Consider the following 16984-nt stretch of genomic DNA (forward strand, 5'->3'; position numbering starts at 1 on the left):
CATCAGCGAAAGGATTAGCAGCTGCAAAAGTAGTGGATGCAGCGCCTACTACCAGAGCGGTAGTCAAAGCGGATACGAGAGTCTTTTTCATAATAAGAACTCCTCCTTAAAAAAATATTTTGTTATCGAGGTGTTCTCAGGCTCTGTCCTGTGAGTATCCATGTTTCCTCATAGTGAAGCCCAATTCACCTTGATACAGTGGTATCATAACACAACGATTTTAGTAATGCAAGTATTTTACCCAAAAAATATTATTATTTTAGCAAATTTAATCTTATTTTAATTTATTTTAGGGCATCATCCGGCGTCCTTATCAGCACTGTACGGAAAGGCTTTGAAGCTCGGCATCCCGTGTCCCACAAGGGAAAACCGACATCTTTAAACCAATTTATGACCCATATCTTCCGTGGAAAGGTCCACTTTTTCCCCATTCTTTTCCCGCACTACGACCCGTTCCTCAAAGTCAAAGCACTCCTTGGCAATATCCTTGCTGAGCCACAGAAGACAGATCAGGTTTGGTATGGCCATCAGGCCATTTGCGGTATCGGAAAAGTCCCAAACAAGATCCAGGGTCTGAGTCGCGCCAATATAGGTAATGAAGGCAAAAATCGTTCTGTACATAACAGTAATATCATGGTTCTTGCAAAGGTACTCCAAAGCTTTCTCGCCGTAGTACTCCCAGCCAAGAATGGTCGAGAAGGCAAAGAGGGCCAAGGAACAGGATACAATCACTCTGGCATGTTCACCAAATACGGTGGAGAAGGCCAAAATGGTCATCTGGGCACCGGATACTGCCTTGCCGGTGGCCGGATCAATGGTACCCAGCATACCGGAGGAAGCAATAACTAACCCCGTAAGCACACAAATAATCATGGTGTCAAAGAAAGTACCTGTCATATTTACATAGCCCTGACGGGAAGCATGGTCTGTCTTGGCAGCTGCCGCCGCAATCGGTGCGGAACCGAGGCCGGCCTCGTTGGAGAACACACCACGGGCTACGCCCCAACGCATTGCCGTCAGCATAGTAGCTACGATGGAGCCTCCTACACCACCGGCCATTGCACTAGGCGAAAAGGCCATAGTAAAAATTTCCGAAATTCCAGCCGGCAAATTGCCGGCATTTACTACAATCACAATAAGAGCCACAATCACATAAAAAGCCGCCATAACCGGAACCACAATGCTGGAAACTGCACCAATGGAATGGATTCCCTTGAAAAGGATAACCAGGGATAATATAACCAGAATAGCCCCTACCAGTGCCGGATCCACATCGAAGCTGGAGCTAAACGCCGCGGCAATGGAGTTGGCCTGGGTCATATTACCAATACCAAAGGAGGCACACACAGCAAAAACGGAAAACAGCACGGCCAGGAACTTACCAATCGGGCCGCCAATACCATTTTTCATGGCATACATAGGTCCGCCGGCCATTTCCCCCTTGCTATTACTTTCCCGATATTTTACGGCCAATACCGACTCACCGTATTTGGTGGAAAGGCCAAAGGCCGCCGAAATCCACATCCAAACCAGGGCACCGGGTCCACCCAATACCATAGCCGTGGCAACACCTACAATATTACCGGTTCCTACAGTAGCCGAAAGAGCAATCATCAAAGACTGGAAAGGAGTAACATCCCCCTCTGAGTTGCTTTTTTTAGCCATTATCATCTTCACGGCATAGGGCAGATTGATCCATGGTTTAAATTTAAGACGAATGGTCAGAAATATGCCTGTACCAACCAAAAAGGCCAGCATAACAGGCCCCCAGACAAAATCATTGACCTGCCGGATAATAAGTGCATAATCCATAAATAATTCCTCCTTCATCTGCATAAAAAAATCCGTAACTCTAGTGTGGCTAGGATTACGGACTTACTTTGTCCAGATATTCTTTTATTAAATCCAAATCAGTGTCAATATGTTCATTATGTACACCAGCACAAGACACTGTTCCTTGAATTTATGGTGAAAGTATAATACAACCACGAAAAAAAGTAAAGAAAAAAATAAATTTTATCCGTTTTTTATTTCCCGTATATTTACCTTCATCTTTCGCAAGGTATAATAATAGGCTATGGCCAGCGGAATACAGGAGCCAAACCAGGCAGCCGGACTGGCGATAGTTGCTCCCCAAAAGCCCAGACTGTCCACAAAGCAAAGAGCCACTGCCGCCCTCATGACCAGTTCCATTACTCCGGCAAAGCTTGGTACCAGACTTTGTCCCAGTCCCTGCAGGGTGTTACGGTAAATAAACAGTAGGGCCAGCACAAAATAGCACACACTGGTGCTAACCAAATAAATATGTCCCAGCCTTATCACCTCCGGTTCATCTGCTCCCACGAACAGCTCCATCAGATTTGAACCAAAGATAATATTAAAAATCCCCACGGCAATGCTGAAGGCACCGGACATTAAAATGCACTGGTTAACTCCCCGCTTAATCCGGGCAATCTTTCTGGCGCCATAATTCTGGGCCGTATAAGCGGCCATGGCTATTCCAAAGGACATCATCGGCATCAGGGCAATGGTTTCCACCTTCTGAGCCGCTGAATAGGCCGCTACGGAAATCGGCCCCAAACGGTTCAGGGCAATCTGCAAAATAACAGTACCCAATGCGATGATGGAAGTCTGAAAAGCCATGGGTAAGGCTATTTCCAAATGCTTTTTCAACAAAGTCCAATCCAATGCCAAATCCCGACGGCGAATTATCAACAGTGGTACCTTTTTCCAGATGTAGGCAATCACCACCACTGCACCTAAAAATTGAGAAACCAACACACCATAGGCCGCGCCGGGAATCCCCCATTCAAACACTAAAAGGAAAATCGGCTCGATAATAATGTTGGTACAAAGGGCTGCCGCTAAAATATAGGTTGGCCGCCGGCTGTCTCCCAGCGCTCTTATAAGGTTCGCTTCCAGCATGAACACTACGGTAATAGGAATACCGGCAAAAATTATCGATATAAAGGATACCGCTCCTTCCAATATATCCGGCGGAGTATCCATCATTATCAGCACATCACGGGCAAAAATCACTCCCATGATGGCCACGACGACACCAATAACCAAGGCCAGTATCAGGCAGGCCGCCGCACTTTTATGAACACCATCATAATCCTTGGCCCCAAACCGTTGGCCCGTATAGATGGACAACCCGGCGGACAGGCCAATCATAAAACCTACCAGTAAAAACATCAGGCAACCGGTACATCCCACCGCAGCCAAGGCCTCAACCCCCAAAAATCTTCCCACCAGCAATGTATCAATAAAGCTGTACAGCTGCTGAAAAATATTGCCCCCAATCATGGGCAGGGTAAAAAACAATATAAGCTTGGCGGGGCTTCCTTCGGTTAATTTCTTTGTCATAATTTAATCATCTCTATTCTATATACCGGGTCACAAAGCTACGCAGCTTTTCCCGGAAAAACAAGGTGCTGCTTTCCAGCGCACTTGGTGATGGTTCCAGCTTGTTCAAGTGAAAGTTCCGGGGCTGATTGGTCCGAAAATCCGTAGGAAATGGAATTGGCTCAATACCTTCTTTTTGAAAATTCAATACCGACCGCTCCATATGAAAGGCGGAAGTAACTAAAATCGGCTTTTTAAAGCCCTTTTCCTGCATTATCTGAGCGGTATAGATGGCATTTTGCCGAGTATTAAGGCTCTTATCCTCAATGATAACATCCTTCTCCGGTATGCCTAAAAAACTGAACTCACGCTTGGCTATTTGCGCCTCGTTCCCGCTATCAGAGTACACTTGGCCACCTGAAACGATTATAGGCAACGGCTTTTGATGATACAGCTGGGCCGCCAAAGCCAACCGGCTTTCCGCCCCACAGGATAGGGTACCATTCCCCACTAATGCCGGGGTCCCGGCCATAGCGCCGCCCCCCAGCATAATGATACAATCCCCTTCCAGGTTATCCGGGCGGGAATATTTATCTTCCAGAGAACCAATCATCATACCGGCAATCCACCAGGTAGACAGCAAATAAAACAACAAATTGACCGTCACAATAGCCAAGGCGGGTTTCCGTTCGTTTTTCCGCCACAACCAACCGGCCACCCCAAACATTATTAAGATAAATATTCCTGGGGGCAACAACAGGCTGGCCCCGAATTTTAAAGCATAAATCATCGTTAACACCCAATATTCACAAGAATTATTTGTTCAATCCATTCTATTGTAATATACTATATTTACCATAATATAAATTTGTGGTCAACACATTAAATATCCAAAGGAGAGGCGTTATTATGGCAATTATCAAAAGCAATGTTATCAAGGCAGAGAAAAAAGCCGGTGGCAAGGGTACTATCACCATTGAGAAGGTTTTAGGGGAAAATGAGCTGGGCTGCAACGAAATGTTTGCCAAGGTAACCATTCCGCCGGGATGTTCCATTGGCTACCATGAGCATCACGGCAACACAGAAACCTATCACATATTGCAGGGGGAAGCCCTCTATAATGACAACGGCAACGAAATGAAGATTTCCGTTGGTACTACCACCTATTGTCCGGATGGGGAAGGACACGGTATTGAAAACTGTGCTACCGAAGGTGATTTGGTATTTATGGCATTGATTACCAAAACTATTTAATTGCATAACAAAGCAGAGCCAACCTCGTTATGAGGTTGGCTCCTTTCTTTAGTATACCATTTTTAGTTTTCCTTCAACAAAGGTATCATCAGAATGAATTTTGTACCCTTTCCCAGCTCGCTTTCCAGGGAAATGCCAATATCGTGGTTATCAGCAATCCACCGGGCAATAGACAAGCCTAACCCGGTACCGCCTGGCTGACCGGCAGCCTTGGTCCGGGAGCTATCCACCCGATAGAACCGTTGGAAGATTTTTTCCCCATCCTCCTTGGCAATACCAATACCAGTGTCAGATATCTCCACACACATATACCCCGGCAGCTGATGACTGTCAATAGACACAGTACCGCCCTCCGGTGTGTACTTCATGCCATTTTCCAAGAATATTCGCAGCAGCTGCTTCATAATGACCTTATCGGCCAATATCACCCCAGGATCATTGCGTAGCAGCTTTACAGTATGATGCTCAGCCGTCATCTTCGTTTTTTTGTAAACATCATCAACAACTTCGGCCAAATCCAAGGCCACCTTGTTGACAATTTGGCGATTTTGGTCGGCTCGGGCCAAAAACAGCAGCTTTTCAATTAACTCCTGCATATCCTCTGTCTCAGATTGTATGGCTGTAATACCTTCCTGCAAAATGGCTTCATCCTTTTGCCCCCACCGGCTCAGCATATCAGCATACCCCTTGATAACTGTCACCGGAGTCCGCAGCTCGTGGGAGGCATCTGACACAAAGCGGATTTGTTGTTTAAAGCCGTCCTCCAGCCGGTCCAACATCCGGTTAAAGGTGGTGGCCAGCTCAGTCATTTCATCGTGACTTGGCGGCACCTCCATCCGGGCACTGAGATCACTCACTTCAATGGATTTAGCAATGCTGATGAAGGACCGTATTGGCCGAAAGGCCCGTTTTATTCCCAGGTACACAATAGCAATTACCAGTAATATCCCTATAACGCAGCCAATAAGTATTGTGGCCTGAACTTGGGCAAACATCTCCCGCTCAGCGGTAATCACCCGGCTAAAACACAGGGTATAGTGTTTGCCGTTATAATCCAACGGTATTTCGTGATAATAAATCATAAAATGCCGAAACCGCACCAGCTTGTATTTGTCCGTAGCCCACAAACTGCTGTCATCCACAATATGCTTTCTCAGCTCAGTTACCGGGGCAAAATGCCTGTCGTTATCGTAAACAATATCCCCCTGGGAGTTCTCTACCCGCAGCACAACCCCCGGCAGCAAAATATCCTCAGATATGTCCTGCACCTTATTATGGGCATTGGCCATATATTCCGGATCATCCATTCGCTTGGTGGCATTGGCAATGCTGATTTGCATTTCCCGTTCCGCCTGATGATAGATGACGAAATACATCCCCGCCACAGTGGCTATACTGGTACAGGCCAGCAGCAAAGCAATAACCGTGGCGTACATTATGGTCAGCCGGGTGGAAATCTGCCAGTGTCTGGTGCGGTTTATCAGGCGGGACCAAATATTAGTCTTTGACGACATAGCCTACTCCTCGCATTGTGTGGATGTATTTTTCGTTGAATTTATCATCCAGCTTGGCCCGCAAATATCTGATATAAACATCCACCACATTGGTATCTCCCATATAATCATAGCCCCATACCTGGGACAAAATCTGATCACGACTGAGAACACTGCGTTTGTTCCGGATAAGGTATTCCAACAGGTCAAATTCCTTTTTGGTCAGCTCCACGCTTTCATTGTCCACCATCACCTCATGCCGGGCAATATTCATAGTAATATTTTTTAGTTTCAGCACCTCACCGGAGGATGCATCTCCATCAGCACCATTTTTCATCGGTTTACGAAGGGCAGCTCGCATCCGGGCCAGCAACTCCGGCACAGCAAATGGTTTGGTCACATAATCATCTGCACCAATATCCAACCCCTTGACCTTGTCATCCACCTCATCCCGGGCCGTGAGCATTATGATTGGTATATCCGACAATTCACGGACCTTTTGGCAAATGGTCAGGCCATCCATCTCCGGCAGCATTACATCCAAAAGCACCAAATCAAAATCTCCCTGAATGATCCGCTCATAAGCCCGACGGCCGTTGTCTTCGATTTCGGTCTCAAAGCCTTCGTGCTCCAGCTCCATCTGCAAAAATCTTGCGATGCGCCGCTCATCCTCCACAATAAAAATTTTCTTTCCTTCTGCCATATTCATATACCTCGTTTATAAATACATTTTAACCGGAAACTCATTTAACATATTTCTTCCGGAACATCTCGATAAAATGCTGGCAACTGCTGGACATAGTTCTGTTCTTCAACCATGACACCACAGTATGGGTATATATCTCCGCTTCCTTCAGATGCTTGAACACAATATCATCGGACTGCATAAGGCTTCGGGCCGATAACGGTACCAACGAAATACCAATTCCTCTTTGGGTCCACAGCATATTTTGAATTTGGCTGTCACTGACACTTAAAATATTAGGCTCAAAATTAGCCTTTTGGCAATGCTTCATAAAGCTGGACTTCCACCGCAAAGGAACTAAAAGTGGCTTATCCTTTAACTCACTGATGTGAATATATTCCTCCTCACCCTTGTGACAAAAGCTTTTATGCATAGCCAACACCAAAGGTTCATCCGGCAAAATAATGGACTCATAGGAGGAGCTGTCCACCTGAGTTCTGGTAATGGCCAGCTCTATGATATGGCTGTCCAGTAGCTCCAGTACTCTGGCCCCATCCCCTTCCCAAACCTGGAAGGTTACCAAAGGATATTTTTTGGTAAAATCAGCCACCAACTCGGGAATAAGCATAGAGCCGGAGGAAGTAATGGTGCCCAATTTAACTGTACCGGCCACTCCGGAGCCAATATCCACCAGCTCCCGCATAGTTCCATCCACCATGCCAAGGATGTGCTTTACCCGTGAATATAACAACAGCCCAGCATCGGTGAGCCGAATACGACGGCTGCCTCGCTCAAACAGCTTTACTCCCAGGGAGGTTTCCAATCGCTTCATCTGGCGGCTGAGAGCCGGCTGAGCCACATTGAGCCGTATGGCCGCATGACTTATATTACCTTCTTCAACTATGGCATAAAATGCCTGCATATCCTTGATTTCCATCGAATCTGACCTTTCCGGAACAATACATTTTCTCATTCTGCTATTTTTCGTACTATGCTAATTATATCATACTGGCATTTTTTATCATACACAAATAATATAGCGCAGCATATCAGATATTCCAAAATATCAGCTATTTTCAGTTCATTATTTTTCACCGGAAAAACTGATATGACGGTTGTCTGCCTGGGCAAAAGTGTCACCGTAGGCCATATAGGCCAGTTCACGAATTCCGTATACCACATCCTGGGAGGAGTTATAGGTATAATACTCCCGAGGCAGCTTTATTTCACGATTTTTAATTGCCTTTATCTGTTGCAGGGCTGGATCATCAATATATTCCCTCATAAAATCACCGGTTTGATCAATGGTGCCATGGTCATCGTAATTCGGCAACACAATCACATCCGGATTTGCTTTCAATATAAGTTCCTTCGTCAAAGGATTCCCCTTATTGACCCCCACTTCAGCTCGACTGTTTTTAACGCCAGCCAGTCTACACATATCATCAAATATGGTGCCGGTACCACCGTAGCCCTTCATTCCCCCCAAAAGCAGCAAATGTTTTCGCTCACCCTCAGGTATTTTATCTACTTTTTCCTTTATCACGGCCAGCTCTTTTTCCATTTCACCGATCATTAGCTCAGCCTTTTCTTCCTTTTGCAGCACCTGCCCCACCATTCGGACAGCCAGCTTCACATCCTCAACATTTTTAGCATATTTGCAGACAAAAACCGGAATTCCCGCCCCCCGAAGTGTTTGGACCAAATCCTTGTTGGTCCACTCCGTCGCTATGGCAATATCCGGGGCTTGAGCGATTATTTCTTCCGCCGAGGGATAATCAGTTACCTTGAATGGAATATTTTTAGCCAATGGAACTACAGCAGAGTTCTTTGGATCATCCATGCGCTGGCTTATACCAACCAGATATTTGGATGGCAACATGCCCAATACTATGTTATCGGTATACATTGCCATGGTAATTATCCGTTCTGGCGGCTTGGCAAGAGTAAGCGTGTTACCTTCAATATCCACCACCTGATATGAATTTCCCGTCACAGGGCCCTTATTCCCAATATAGCTTCCGCAGCCTGCTGACAACATCAATATTAGCAGTAGTGCTATTATTTTTCTCACATCATCAGCCCTTCCTTACAGATGTATACTCTGTTTTATACTCTCCACTAATCTTAACACACGCCTGGTAGTCAGCTCCTGTAACGGATAATAAGCCGCTCCCATCTCCATAGCCAGCATTTGGGCAATTCCCAGTCGCACAAAGCCACTCTCCGAATCGACTACAACAATGTGTGCGTTGGTCAATGCCAAACGGTGGGCCACCTCTATCGATCTGGTCACAGGGTCATCCCCCTTATAGGTGCTGTTTACCCGGCCATCGGTAATGATAAACAGTACAATTTTTTGCAATCCATCCCGCCGTTGTAATCCAACTATCTGTCCTAAAGCACATTCCAGCCCCTCGACAAGCGGAGTGCGGCCGCCCACAGGTAGGTCATGCAACTTCTTTTGGGCCATCTCTACACTTCTGGTCAATGGCAGTATGACCTCTGCCCTTTGGCGTCTGAAGGCAATCATCCCCACATTGTCCCGTTTTTGATAGGCCTCCCTCAATAGAGAAAAAATAGCTCCCTTCACTACCCTCATGCGCTCCTTCGCACCCATAGATCCTGATGCATCAACTAAAAATAACAGATTGATACCGGCCCTCTGCTCCCTAATCTTGTTTTGGTAATCCTCCGGTCGAATAACAACCCGTTGCTTGTTTTCCTTGGTACGACGATAGATCTGATACGGTGCCGCCGCCTTCAATGTGGCATCCAGGGAAATATCAAAGGGGCGATCCCCCTTCGGCACATATCCAACATATCGTCCCCGCTTATTGTTTGATAAAGCTTTAAGCCGCCGCCCCTGCGCACTAACCGGCCCCCGTTTATTCATCACCAGTTCCAGGTGCGGCATGTGAATATCCAACAAGGCTGCAAAAAGCCTGTCCAAATCTCCCCCCTGTACCACCGATGACTGCGAATCCCCCGGATAATCTGTCATATCACACTCAGCATCACTATCCGACTGATGCTTGTCAACAGGTTTATCACTACTATCCGGCAAATCAGTGGAAGCATTGTCCGAAACATCACTATTATCGTAATTCGTATTCGGTGTCTGTACCTGGTCCTCCCCCTTTTTTCGCATACGGTGCGGCAATACATATTGTGCCGCCTCGACCACATCCTGCGGCATAACCCAGTTGCGGCCGGCTAATGCTGCTATAGCCCGCGCACTCTCCAGCAGATAGAGTTCTGCATCGTTACCGGCAACATTTGCTCTGGCGCAAATATTGGCGATCAAAATACACATCGACCGGGGCACCTCAACATAACCCAACCTGGTCCTGGCCATGGTAATTGCCTCAGCCGTTTTTCGATCAGCTTCCCGGTACCGTTTCAATACGCCCTGAGGATCCTGCTCATATTCCAGCAGTTGGCGGTCCAAAGCTCTTCTATCGGCAACATCAGTAATATTTTCCACATTAACAAAAATACCAAAGCACGCCAATTCCAGCGAAGTCAAGGATCCCTCCTCCGGCGTCATAATACCGACAGGTGAAAATGACACCTCCCCGCGATAACAGGCCCCCTCACGCTGCAATTCAAAAAAACCGTTATGATAGCTGTGGCATACGGCCCGCACAAAATCCTTCTGCATAAGATTCACATTATCTAAAACAAGAATGGAGTTGTCAGCCCGATGCAAAATCCCCGGTATAACCCTTTTTTCCCCAGTCTCCAGTGCAGTCTCCACATCCAAACTGCCAAACACCATATCCGCGGTAGCCCCCAATGGCAATCTGGTTATTTTTTGCTCAGGAGAAATTGAGGGTATAGAATTGACCAATAGAGATTTCCCCGTACCAGCCGGTCCAGAAATCAATACGCCTCCACAGGCCGGATTGACCAGCTGTAACAGTAAAGCTCGCTTGGCCATTTCCAATCCAGCAACAGCTGAAAAAGAAAAATATCTGCCTTCCATATATCTCTCCTCAGTCCAGCATCCCATCGATTACAGCCCAATCAATTCGCCCCTCCTCAAATGGGCGACGCCGCATACGATGTGGCAAAGCCAGATGAGCGGCTATTTTTACATCATCGACCGTCACCTTGTCTCGACCTTCAAAAGCAGCATGGGTAATCGCCGTCTTTATCATAACAATATCAGCACGATGGCCATCTACCCCCACCTCTATGGCTATTCTGGCCACCTTATCCAACAATTCTTCAGAAAAATCAATATTGGGCAAATTTTTTTGCGCATTAAGAATTTTAGCCTGTAAAGTAGCCTGAGCAACCTCGTATTGCGCACAAAATGCTTCGGGATTAGCTTCATAGTCCAGCCGACGACGAATTACTTCAACCCGATTCCCCGGATCGTTTTCCCCAAAAACATCAACAGAAAGGGCAAACCTATCTAGCAGCTGAGGGCGTATATCCCCCTCCTCCGGATTCATGGTCCCCACCAAAACGAAGCGTGCCGGGTGACTATAAGATATCCCTTCCCGCTCCACCGTGTTAATCCCCATTGCGGCCGCATCCAGCAAGACATCCACCACATGATCATCCAAAAGGTTTATCTCATCTACATACAAAATATTGCGGTTAGCCGCCGCCAATATGCCCGGTTCAAACCTTCTTTTACCTTCATTGATAGCAGCCTCTATATCCAGAGTTCCCACCACCCGGTCCTCTGTTGCATTGACCGGTAGCTCTACCACCTGCATTTTGTAGTTTTCCTCTGGCAACTCTTTGCCTTTTTGAATTTTTTCCCTGCACTCATCGCACATTCTCGTTTCTTCACCAGGTGTACAATGATACCGGCACCCAGCCACCATCCGCATAGACGGTAATAAATCGGCAATTGCCCGCACAGCAGTTGATTTTGCAGTTCCCTTTTCCCCCTTAATCAGCACGCCACCCAAGGATGGGTTTATCACATTAAGTATAAGGGATAATTTCATATTCTCCTGCCCCACTATAGCCGAAAATGGATATAGTGCTTTTCTTTTCATTATATTTCCTCCCATTAGGTATCAGCGGAGGCTTCCAGCTCGCCTTCCATCTCCAAAAATAATTCCTTTAGTGCCTTAAGAGTTTCTGGCTTAGCCTGCCACATTCCGCGTTGACATGCCTCCAGCAATATATCGGACATGCTGTATAAAGCCCAAGGGTTCACATCCTTCATCCAACGCTGCATTTCTTCATCAAGGGCATATTTTGCTGCAAAGCCTTCATACATCCAGTCCTCCAACAAATCAGTTGTGGCATCCCATTGATAACTGTGTAAAAGATATTTGAACAAATCACTGGCCCCTTTGTAGCCATGCTTTTTCATACCATCAATGAATTTGGGATTCATCGCCTCAGCCCTGAACAAGCGCCGACCTTCCTGCTCTACAGTACGAATAGTCAGCTTGTTACTGTCACTGCTGTCAGCCGTATATGATTTAGGCGCCCGTCCGGTAAGTGATCTGATGGTGGCAATCATGCCACCATGATACGCATTATGGTCATCCGTGGTAAACATATTGTTTTCCCGGTTATCCTCATTTTTTACCGTAACATCTATGCCACTCATCCGCCGCCGAAATACATTTTCCTCCGGATGACATGGTAAACCATCAGCTCCATAGGCTGTGCTGGAATACTTGATATATACTTGAGCCAGATCATCAATGGAAGTCCAATTCTTCTCATCCAGCATATTGTTTATTCCTGCTCCATAGGCTCCCGGCGAATCGCCAAAAATTCTGTAAGAAGCTTTTTCCCAGGCCGTTTCTGCCTTTTCCCCCTGCTCAATAAGCCAACTGCTGTCTTGGTGGATATGCTTCAACACATAATTATCATCATAGTCCTCCGCCAAACTGCAGACCATTTTTACTGCCTTATCCATCCATTGAATGGCCGTAGGCATCGTATCTCTGAACAGGCCACTTATCCTACCCGTAACATCAATGCGTGGCCGCTTTAATTCCTCCAACGGGATAACTTCCAAATCGCAAACCCGCTGCATGTTATCACGCCACACTGGTCTTACACCCATCAAATACAAATATTCGGCAATACACTGTCCATGGCTACGCATATTGGCTCCTGACCACAAAACCAGCCCAACCGCCTCCGGATATCGGCCTTCCTCCCGGATAAACTGTTCAATCAGGTCATCACCCAATTTTTTGCCATACAGCCAAGCTGCTTTTGTGGGCAAGCATCTCGGGTCAACCCCGTAAAAATTCCGTCCTGTTGGCAATACTGCATCTCCACATACAGTAGGGGCCCCGGATTCACTTGGCTCAATATAGTGCCCAGCCAAAGCCTCAATAACATTATGTATCTCCTGTTCAGTTTTGACCAGCTTCGGCACCAGCTCAGTACATATATCCATAAGAATCTTCTGCAGTATTTGACGGTCCTCCGTCAAAAGATTCGGGAAATACTTATTGGCCAACTCCTCAACAGTTCCCGGCGCAAAATCACTATCATACAGCTGCGCAACCAAATCATGCATCGTTAATTCCAAGTCATCTAAAACCTGCCCATAGCTCTTCCCGGCCTCATTGATATGCAGACTGTTTCCCTTTAATTCATCATAATCATAACCGGAAATACTTGCCAAAAACCGAATAAAGGAAGGCGCCTCTCCATGAGGAAAACGAACCAGCATAAGAAGATAATCAATCAATTCCGTGCCACCCGGCACACAGCCCAAAGTGTGCAACCCGGTCCTTATCTGCATATTTTTCAAATCAGTGATATATACATGCAATTTAGTAGCATAATCGAAAAAATCATCCTCTTCCGCTATCTCATCCTGCAGATTACATTTCTTTACCTGTTCCCGCACCATATCCATTATTTCAGCCAAATTATCCGGCTGCACAAACCGGAAGTGGGCGTACTCATCAAGCATTTTTTCCAGTTCCGCCAATCCTTCAACGGCACCGGCCAATTTCATTGGCGGCGATAAATGGCTTATTAGGCAGGCCGAGCTACGCCGTTTAGCCTGTATGCCCTCTCCTGATATATTAACCCAGTATGGATAAACATTGGGCAGACTACTTATGGCGATATCCGGATAACAGGCCGCCGACATAGCCGTCCCTTTGCCTGGCAGCCACTCCAACGAGCCATGTGTCCCCACATGAACTACTCCATCCGCCTTCCAAACATTTTTCAGCCAGTAATAAAAACCTAAATAATGGTGCGATGGAGGTAAATCCGGTGAATGAAGTATTTGACCCGGATTTTCACCAAATCCTCTTGGCGGCTGAACCGTAACAAAAACATTGCCCATCATGGTGCCAGGTATCAGCAAGGCGCCATCATCTACCAATACATTCCCTGGTGGTTTCCCCCATTCCTGTTCCATCCTTTGACAGACCTGCGCCGGCAGTTGATTATAAAATTCGCAATAATCCCGCCCCGATAATTTTTGAAATTTCGTCTTTAAGGACTCATCGCTGAGAAATCGTCGATCATTGGTGGAACCATCGGTAAGTAACTTCATGAATGATTTACTGTCTTGTGGAATATTGTCGATTGTGTATCCATTATGTCTCATAGACAGCAACAGCAACCGGACACTTTCAGATGAATCCAGCCCAGCCGCACTGCCAATCGATGAATTCGTAGCCGGATAATTATGGAATATTATGGCTATTTTCTTATCACAGTTAGACTTTTGCCCTAATACAGCCCATTTATAGGCCTTATCCGCCAAAGCCACCATCCGTTCCGGCATATCAGCATATACCATCTCGCCGGTAACATCCATCGTCTTGGCTGCCACCGGCACCGTATGAATTATACCATCAAATTCCGGCAGGCTGACACTTATAGAAACATTAACCGCATCCAACCCTGCCGGGGAATCTTCCCATTCCTGCAGGCTGCTGAGCACCGTGTAAGCCTGCAAAACCGGTACATTCAGCCGCTGGAAAAACTTAATTGGTACTCCGGCTGTTTTCAGGGAAAACTTCATGGTGTTTATTATCACATCGACAATTGGCCGACCATCACGGAAAAAATAGTATTCCATAGCTGCCTGCAAAGTTGGGCAGCCAGTTTTGACATCACTTACCGAGTTAGAAAAAAATGCAATAACATTTAAGCCATGACTTTCCAGTGTCCGCACCAAGGCATCCTGATAAGTCCAGTCTCCGGTCAACCACTCAGTACGATAAAACAGCACACCAACCGTTGGACGCCCCTTCACATAATGGCTAGCCATATATCCTTCCAAATCCTGTCCATTCCGCTGCCACTCCGGGTGCCAAATACCGTGCCAAGGCAGTTGTTTCGGCGGTAATGGTGAAGTATTAAGCCTACCGAAGGTTTTCCCCAGCCACAAAAGCATATTGAAAATATTTTCCTCTCCATCATAACGCTTATATTGCCATACAATCTGAATCTGTTCTGTCGTAAAGCCATTGGCTATTTCTTCATCCTCTGCGTTATCGACCACTACCAAAAATGTTTTATTGTAATGTTTTAACAATTTGACTGCTTTTTGTAAAAAGCTATTGTCCAAACCACTGCCCATCCACATAAATATATTGACATCAGCCATCTGCATTTGCCGGGCCACTTCACCCGTTATGGTGGTATCACCATCAACAGAATAATCTGATATCTCCAATTCTGGTACAACTTCCTTTATCCTTCGCTGTACCTTTTTCATTAAAACATTGACGCGTTTTACATTAGAATATGTCCCAATCCGCATAATTCACCTGCTAAAAACATCCAAAGAAAATAGCCATCACATAATGCGACAGCTACTTGATAAACCACTTATTTTTCTTTATGCTTGCCAGCTGTACCATTCATAATCTTTTTATAAACTGAATGAATTTCTTCGCTGGAAGCACCTCTTTCTTTGAGTGCAGCCACATGGCGCATTGCACTTTCGTATCTCCGCTTTCCCTCCGGGTCTGTCGGAATTTCTACAACTGGATGTGCCATTACAATTATACCTCCAATCATAACGATTCTTTTATCATAACTATATTCTATCATACTATACAAACAATTACGATAAAGAATGGTATATTTTATTTGCCCTTCGCTAATGGATGCTAAGGCACCCACTTCTTAGGTGGGTGTAAATCCCCCCCATAAAGCCCAGGATTTATTCAACAATATTCAGTTGGAGTTAAACGCTCCAACTGAATAAGTCTCATTTTACAAAAACAAGCCTTCCCCTTCGAATGGTCATGGAAATATTTACAGCATCGTCAAAAAGCACAATATCCGCCTGCTTTCCTGCCGAAATGCTGCCAATTTTCTCCGCCAGACCAATGGACTGAGCCGGGGTAATGGTGGCACACTGTACCGCCTGCCATACAGGAATATTATTATTTTGGGCGTAGTTATACACTGCCCGGTCCATAGTAAGCACACTGCCTGCAATGGTACCATCCGCCAAAGTTGCCCGTTGGCCCTTAACGAAGACTTCTTGGCCCCCCAACTCTGATTTACCATCCCCCAAGCCACAAGCCCGCATAGAGTCCGTAATAAGCACCAACCGTTCCAGACCTTTTATCTTGTGCACCAGCCGCTGAACTGCCGGTGCACAATGAATATTATCCGCTATAAGTTCACAATACACATCAGTATCCAATGCGGCCCCTACCACGCCCGGTCTTCGGTGATGCAGCCCGGTCATGGCATTGAACAGATGAGTTATATGGTCAGCTCCTTTATCTTTAATAGCAGTAACTGCCTGCTCGTAACTAGCAGCCGTATGCCCCAATGATACCTTCATGCCAGCCCGGCAGCATTGCTGAATGAACTCACTGCCCGCCGGCAAAGTTTCCGGCGCAATAGTAATTATTTTTATTATGTCAGCGAATTGTTCAATAAGACTAAAATCCGCTCCTTGAATGTTGCTTTCCTTTTGGGCCCCCTTATATTCCGCACTGATAAACGGACCCTCCATATTTACTCCAATTATACCTGTGCCCACATCTGCCATGGCTTTTTTTACACAGTCCAGGGCCTTATATATCCGGGGCAGGTCATAGGTCATGGTAGTAGGCAAAAAGGAAGTCACACCGGTTTGCGCCTGGTAATCAGCCATATCATGCAAGGCTTGAACATCACAATCCATGGTATCATGGGCCACACAGCCATGGATATGCACATTAACAAAGCCAGGCGACACATATTTTCCCTTGGCATCAATCACTTCATC

13 protein-coding genes are annotated in these 16984 nt (G+C 46.2%); 1 reads left to right on the forward strand and 12 read right to left on the reverse strand.

The annotated features are described in order from the left end of the window. Positions 1-378: 378 nt before the first annotated feature. The 3 genes from QZV24_RS08080 to QZV24_RS08090 all read right to left on the reverse strand — a co-directional run bounded on the left by QZV24_RS08080 (position 379) and on the right by QZV24_RS08090 (position 4138). Entirely contained in the window at positions 379-1812 is a 1434-nt protein-coding gene (locus QZV24_RS08080) for a sodium:alanine symporter family protein (RefSeq protein ID WP_290656052.1), read from the reverse strand. 204 nt (positions 1813-2016) lie between these two features. Further along, positions 2017-3369, reverse strand: a complete 1353-nt coding sequence (locus QZV24_RS08085) for an MATE family efflux transporter (protein WP_294522621.1) — start codon at positions 3367-3369, stop codon at positions 2017-2019. Between the two features lie 13 nt (positions 3370-3382). Beyond that, entirely contained in the window at positions 3383-4138 is a 756-nt protein-coding gene (locus QZV24_RS08090; protein WP_294522627.1) for a YdcF family protein, read from the reverse strand. 119 nt (positions 4139-4257) lie between these two features. On the opposite strand from QZV24_RS08090, the gene QZV24_RS08095 reads away from it, so the two are divergent. Further along, the gene (locus QZV24_RS08095) at positions 4258-4602 is read left to right on the forward strand and encodes a cupin domain-containing protein (protein ID WP_294522629.1); all 345 of its coding nucleotides are present in this window, start codon (positions 4258-4260) and stop codon (positions 4600-4602) included. A gap of 62 nt (positions 4603-4664) precedes the next feature. Here QZV24_RS08095 and QZV24_RS08100 read toward each other — a convergent pair whose 3' ends face one another. The 9 genes from QZV24_RS08100 to nagA form a co-directional block, all read right to left on the reverse strand. Further along, entirely contained in the window at positions 4665-6116 is a 1452-nt protein-coding gene (locus QZV24_RS08100) for a cell wall metabolism sensor histidine kinase WalK (protein WP_294522631.1), read from the reverse strand. Continuing rightward, entirely contained in the window at positions 6100-6798 is a 699-nt protein-coding gene (locus QZV24_RS08105) for a response regulator transcription factor (RefSeq protein ID WP_290656062.1), read from the reverse strand. The genes QZV24_RS08100 and QZV24_RS08105 overlap by 17 nt, the downstream gene beginning before the upstream one ends. Before the next feature lie 40 nt (positions 6799-6838). Further along, entirely contained in the window at positions 6839-7753 is a 915-nt protein-coding gene (locus QZV24_RS08110) for a LysR family transcriptional regulator (RefSeq protein ID WP_363138106.1), read from the reverse strand. A 111-nt stretch (positions 7754-7864) separates the two neighbouring features. After that, the gene (locus QZV24_RS08115; RefSeq protein WP_294522637.1) at positions 7865-8776 is read right to left on the reverse strand and encodes an ABC transporter substrate-binding protein; all 912 of its coding nucleotides are present in this window, start codon (positions 8774-8776) and stop codon (positions 7865-7867) included. Positions 8777-8869: 93 nt separating this feature from the next. After that, the gene (locus QZV24_RS08120; protein WP_294522641.1) at positions 8870-10768 is read right to left on the reverse strand and encodes a VWA domain-containing protein; all 1899 of its coding nucleotides are present in this window, start codon (positions 10766-10768) and stop codon (positions 8870-8872) included. Between the two features lie 10 nt (positions 10769-10778). Next, complete coding sequence (locus QZV24_RS08125) at positions 10779-11801, reverse strand: ATP-binding protein (RefSeq protein WP_294522644.1); 1023 nt, start codon at positions 11799-11801, stop codon at positions 10779-10781. Between the two features lie 14 nt (positions 11802-11815). Then, on the reverse strand, positions 11816-15514 hold the full coding sequence (gene cobN, locus QZV24_RS08130) for a cobaltochelatase subunit CobN (RefSeq protein WP_294522647.1): 3699 nt from the start codon (positions 15512-15514) through the stop codon (positions 11816-11818). 68 nt (positions 15515-15582) lie between these two features. Then, on the reverse strand, positions 15583-15753 hold the full coding sequence (locus tag QZV24_RS08135) for a hypothetical protein (RefSeq protein ID WP_294522650.1): 171 nt from the start codon (positions 15751-15753) through the stop codon (positions 15583-15585). 214 nt (positions 15754-15967) lie between these two features. Next, on the reverse strand, positions 15968-16984 hold a 1017-nt coding region (gene nagA, locus QZV24_RS08140; RefSeq protein WP_294522653.1), incomplete at its 5' end, for an N-acetylglucosamine-6-phosphate deacetylase.

Origin of the sequence: uncultured Anaerovibrio sp., assembly GCA_902786545.1 — a bacterium.
Taxonomy (GTDB): Bacteria; Bacillota; Negativicutes; order Selenomonadales; family Selenomonadaceae; genus Anaerovibrio.

Excerpts from the sequence above, each read along its gene's own strand:
- QZV24_RS08120 (WP_294522641.1), bottom strand. The coding sequence starts at position 10,768 with ATGGAAGGCAGATATTTTTCTTTTTCAGCTGTTGCTGGATTGGAAATG.
- cobN (WP_294522647.1), bottom strand. The coding sequence starts at position 15,514 with ATGCGGATTGGGACATATTCTAATGTAAAACGCGTCAATGTTTTAATG.
- QZV24_RS08110 (WP_363138106.1), bottom strand. The coding sequence starts at position 7,753 with ATGAGAAAATGTATTGTTCCGGAAAGGTCAGATTCGATGGAAATCAAG.
- QZV24_RS08135 (WP_294522650.1), bottom strand. The coding sequence starts at position 15,753 with ATGGCACATCCAGTTGTAGAAATTCCGACAGACCCGGAGGGAAAGCGG.
- QZV24_RS08090 (WP_294522627.1), bottom strand. The coding sequence starts at position 4,138 with ATGATTTATGCTTTAAAATTCGGGGCCAGCCTGTTGTTGCCCCCAGGA.
- QZV24_RS08105 (WP_290656062.1), bottom strand. The coding sequence starts at position 6,798 with ATGGCAGAAGGAAAGAAAATTTTTATTGTGGAGGATGAGCGGCGCATC.
- QZV24_RS08100 (WP_294522631.1), bottom strand. The coding sequence starts at position 6,116 with ATGTCGTCAAAGACTAATATTTGGTCCCGCCTGATAAACCGCACCAGA.
- QZV24_RS08085 (WP_294522621.1), bottom strand. The coding sequence starts at position 3,369 with ATGACAAAGAAATTAACCGAAGGAAGCCCCGCCAAGCTTATATTGTTT.
- QZV24_RS08125 (WP_294522644.1), bottom strand. The coding sequence starts at position 11,801 with ATGAAAAGAAAAGCACTATATCCATTTTCGGCTATAGTGGGGCAGGAG.
- QZV24_RS08095 (WP_294522629.1), top strand. The coding sequence starts at position 4,258 with ATGGCAATTATCAAAAGCAATGTTATCAAGGCAGAGAAAAAAGCCGGT.
- QZV24_RS08080 (WP_290656052.1), bottom strand. The coding sequence starts at position 1,812 with ATGGATTATGCACTTATTATCCGGCAGGTCAATGATTTTGTCTGGGGG.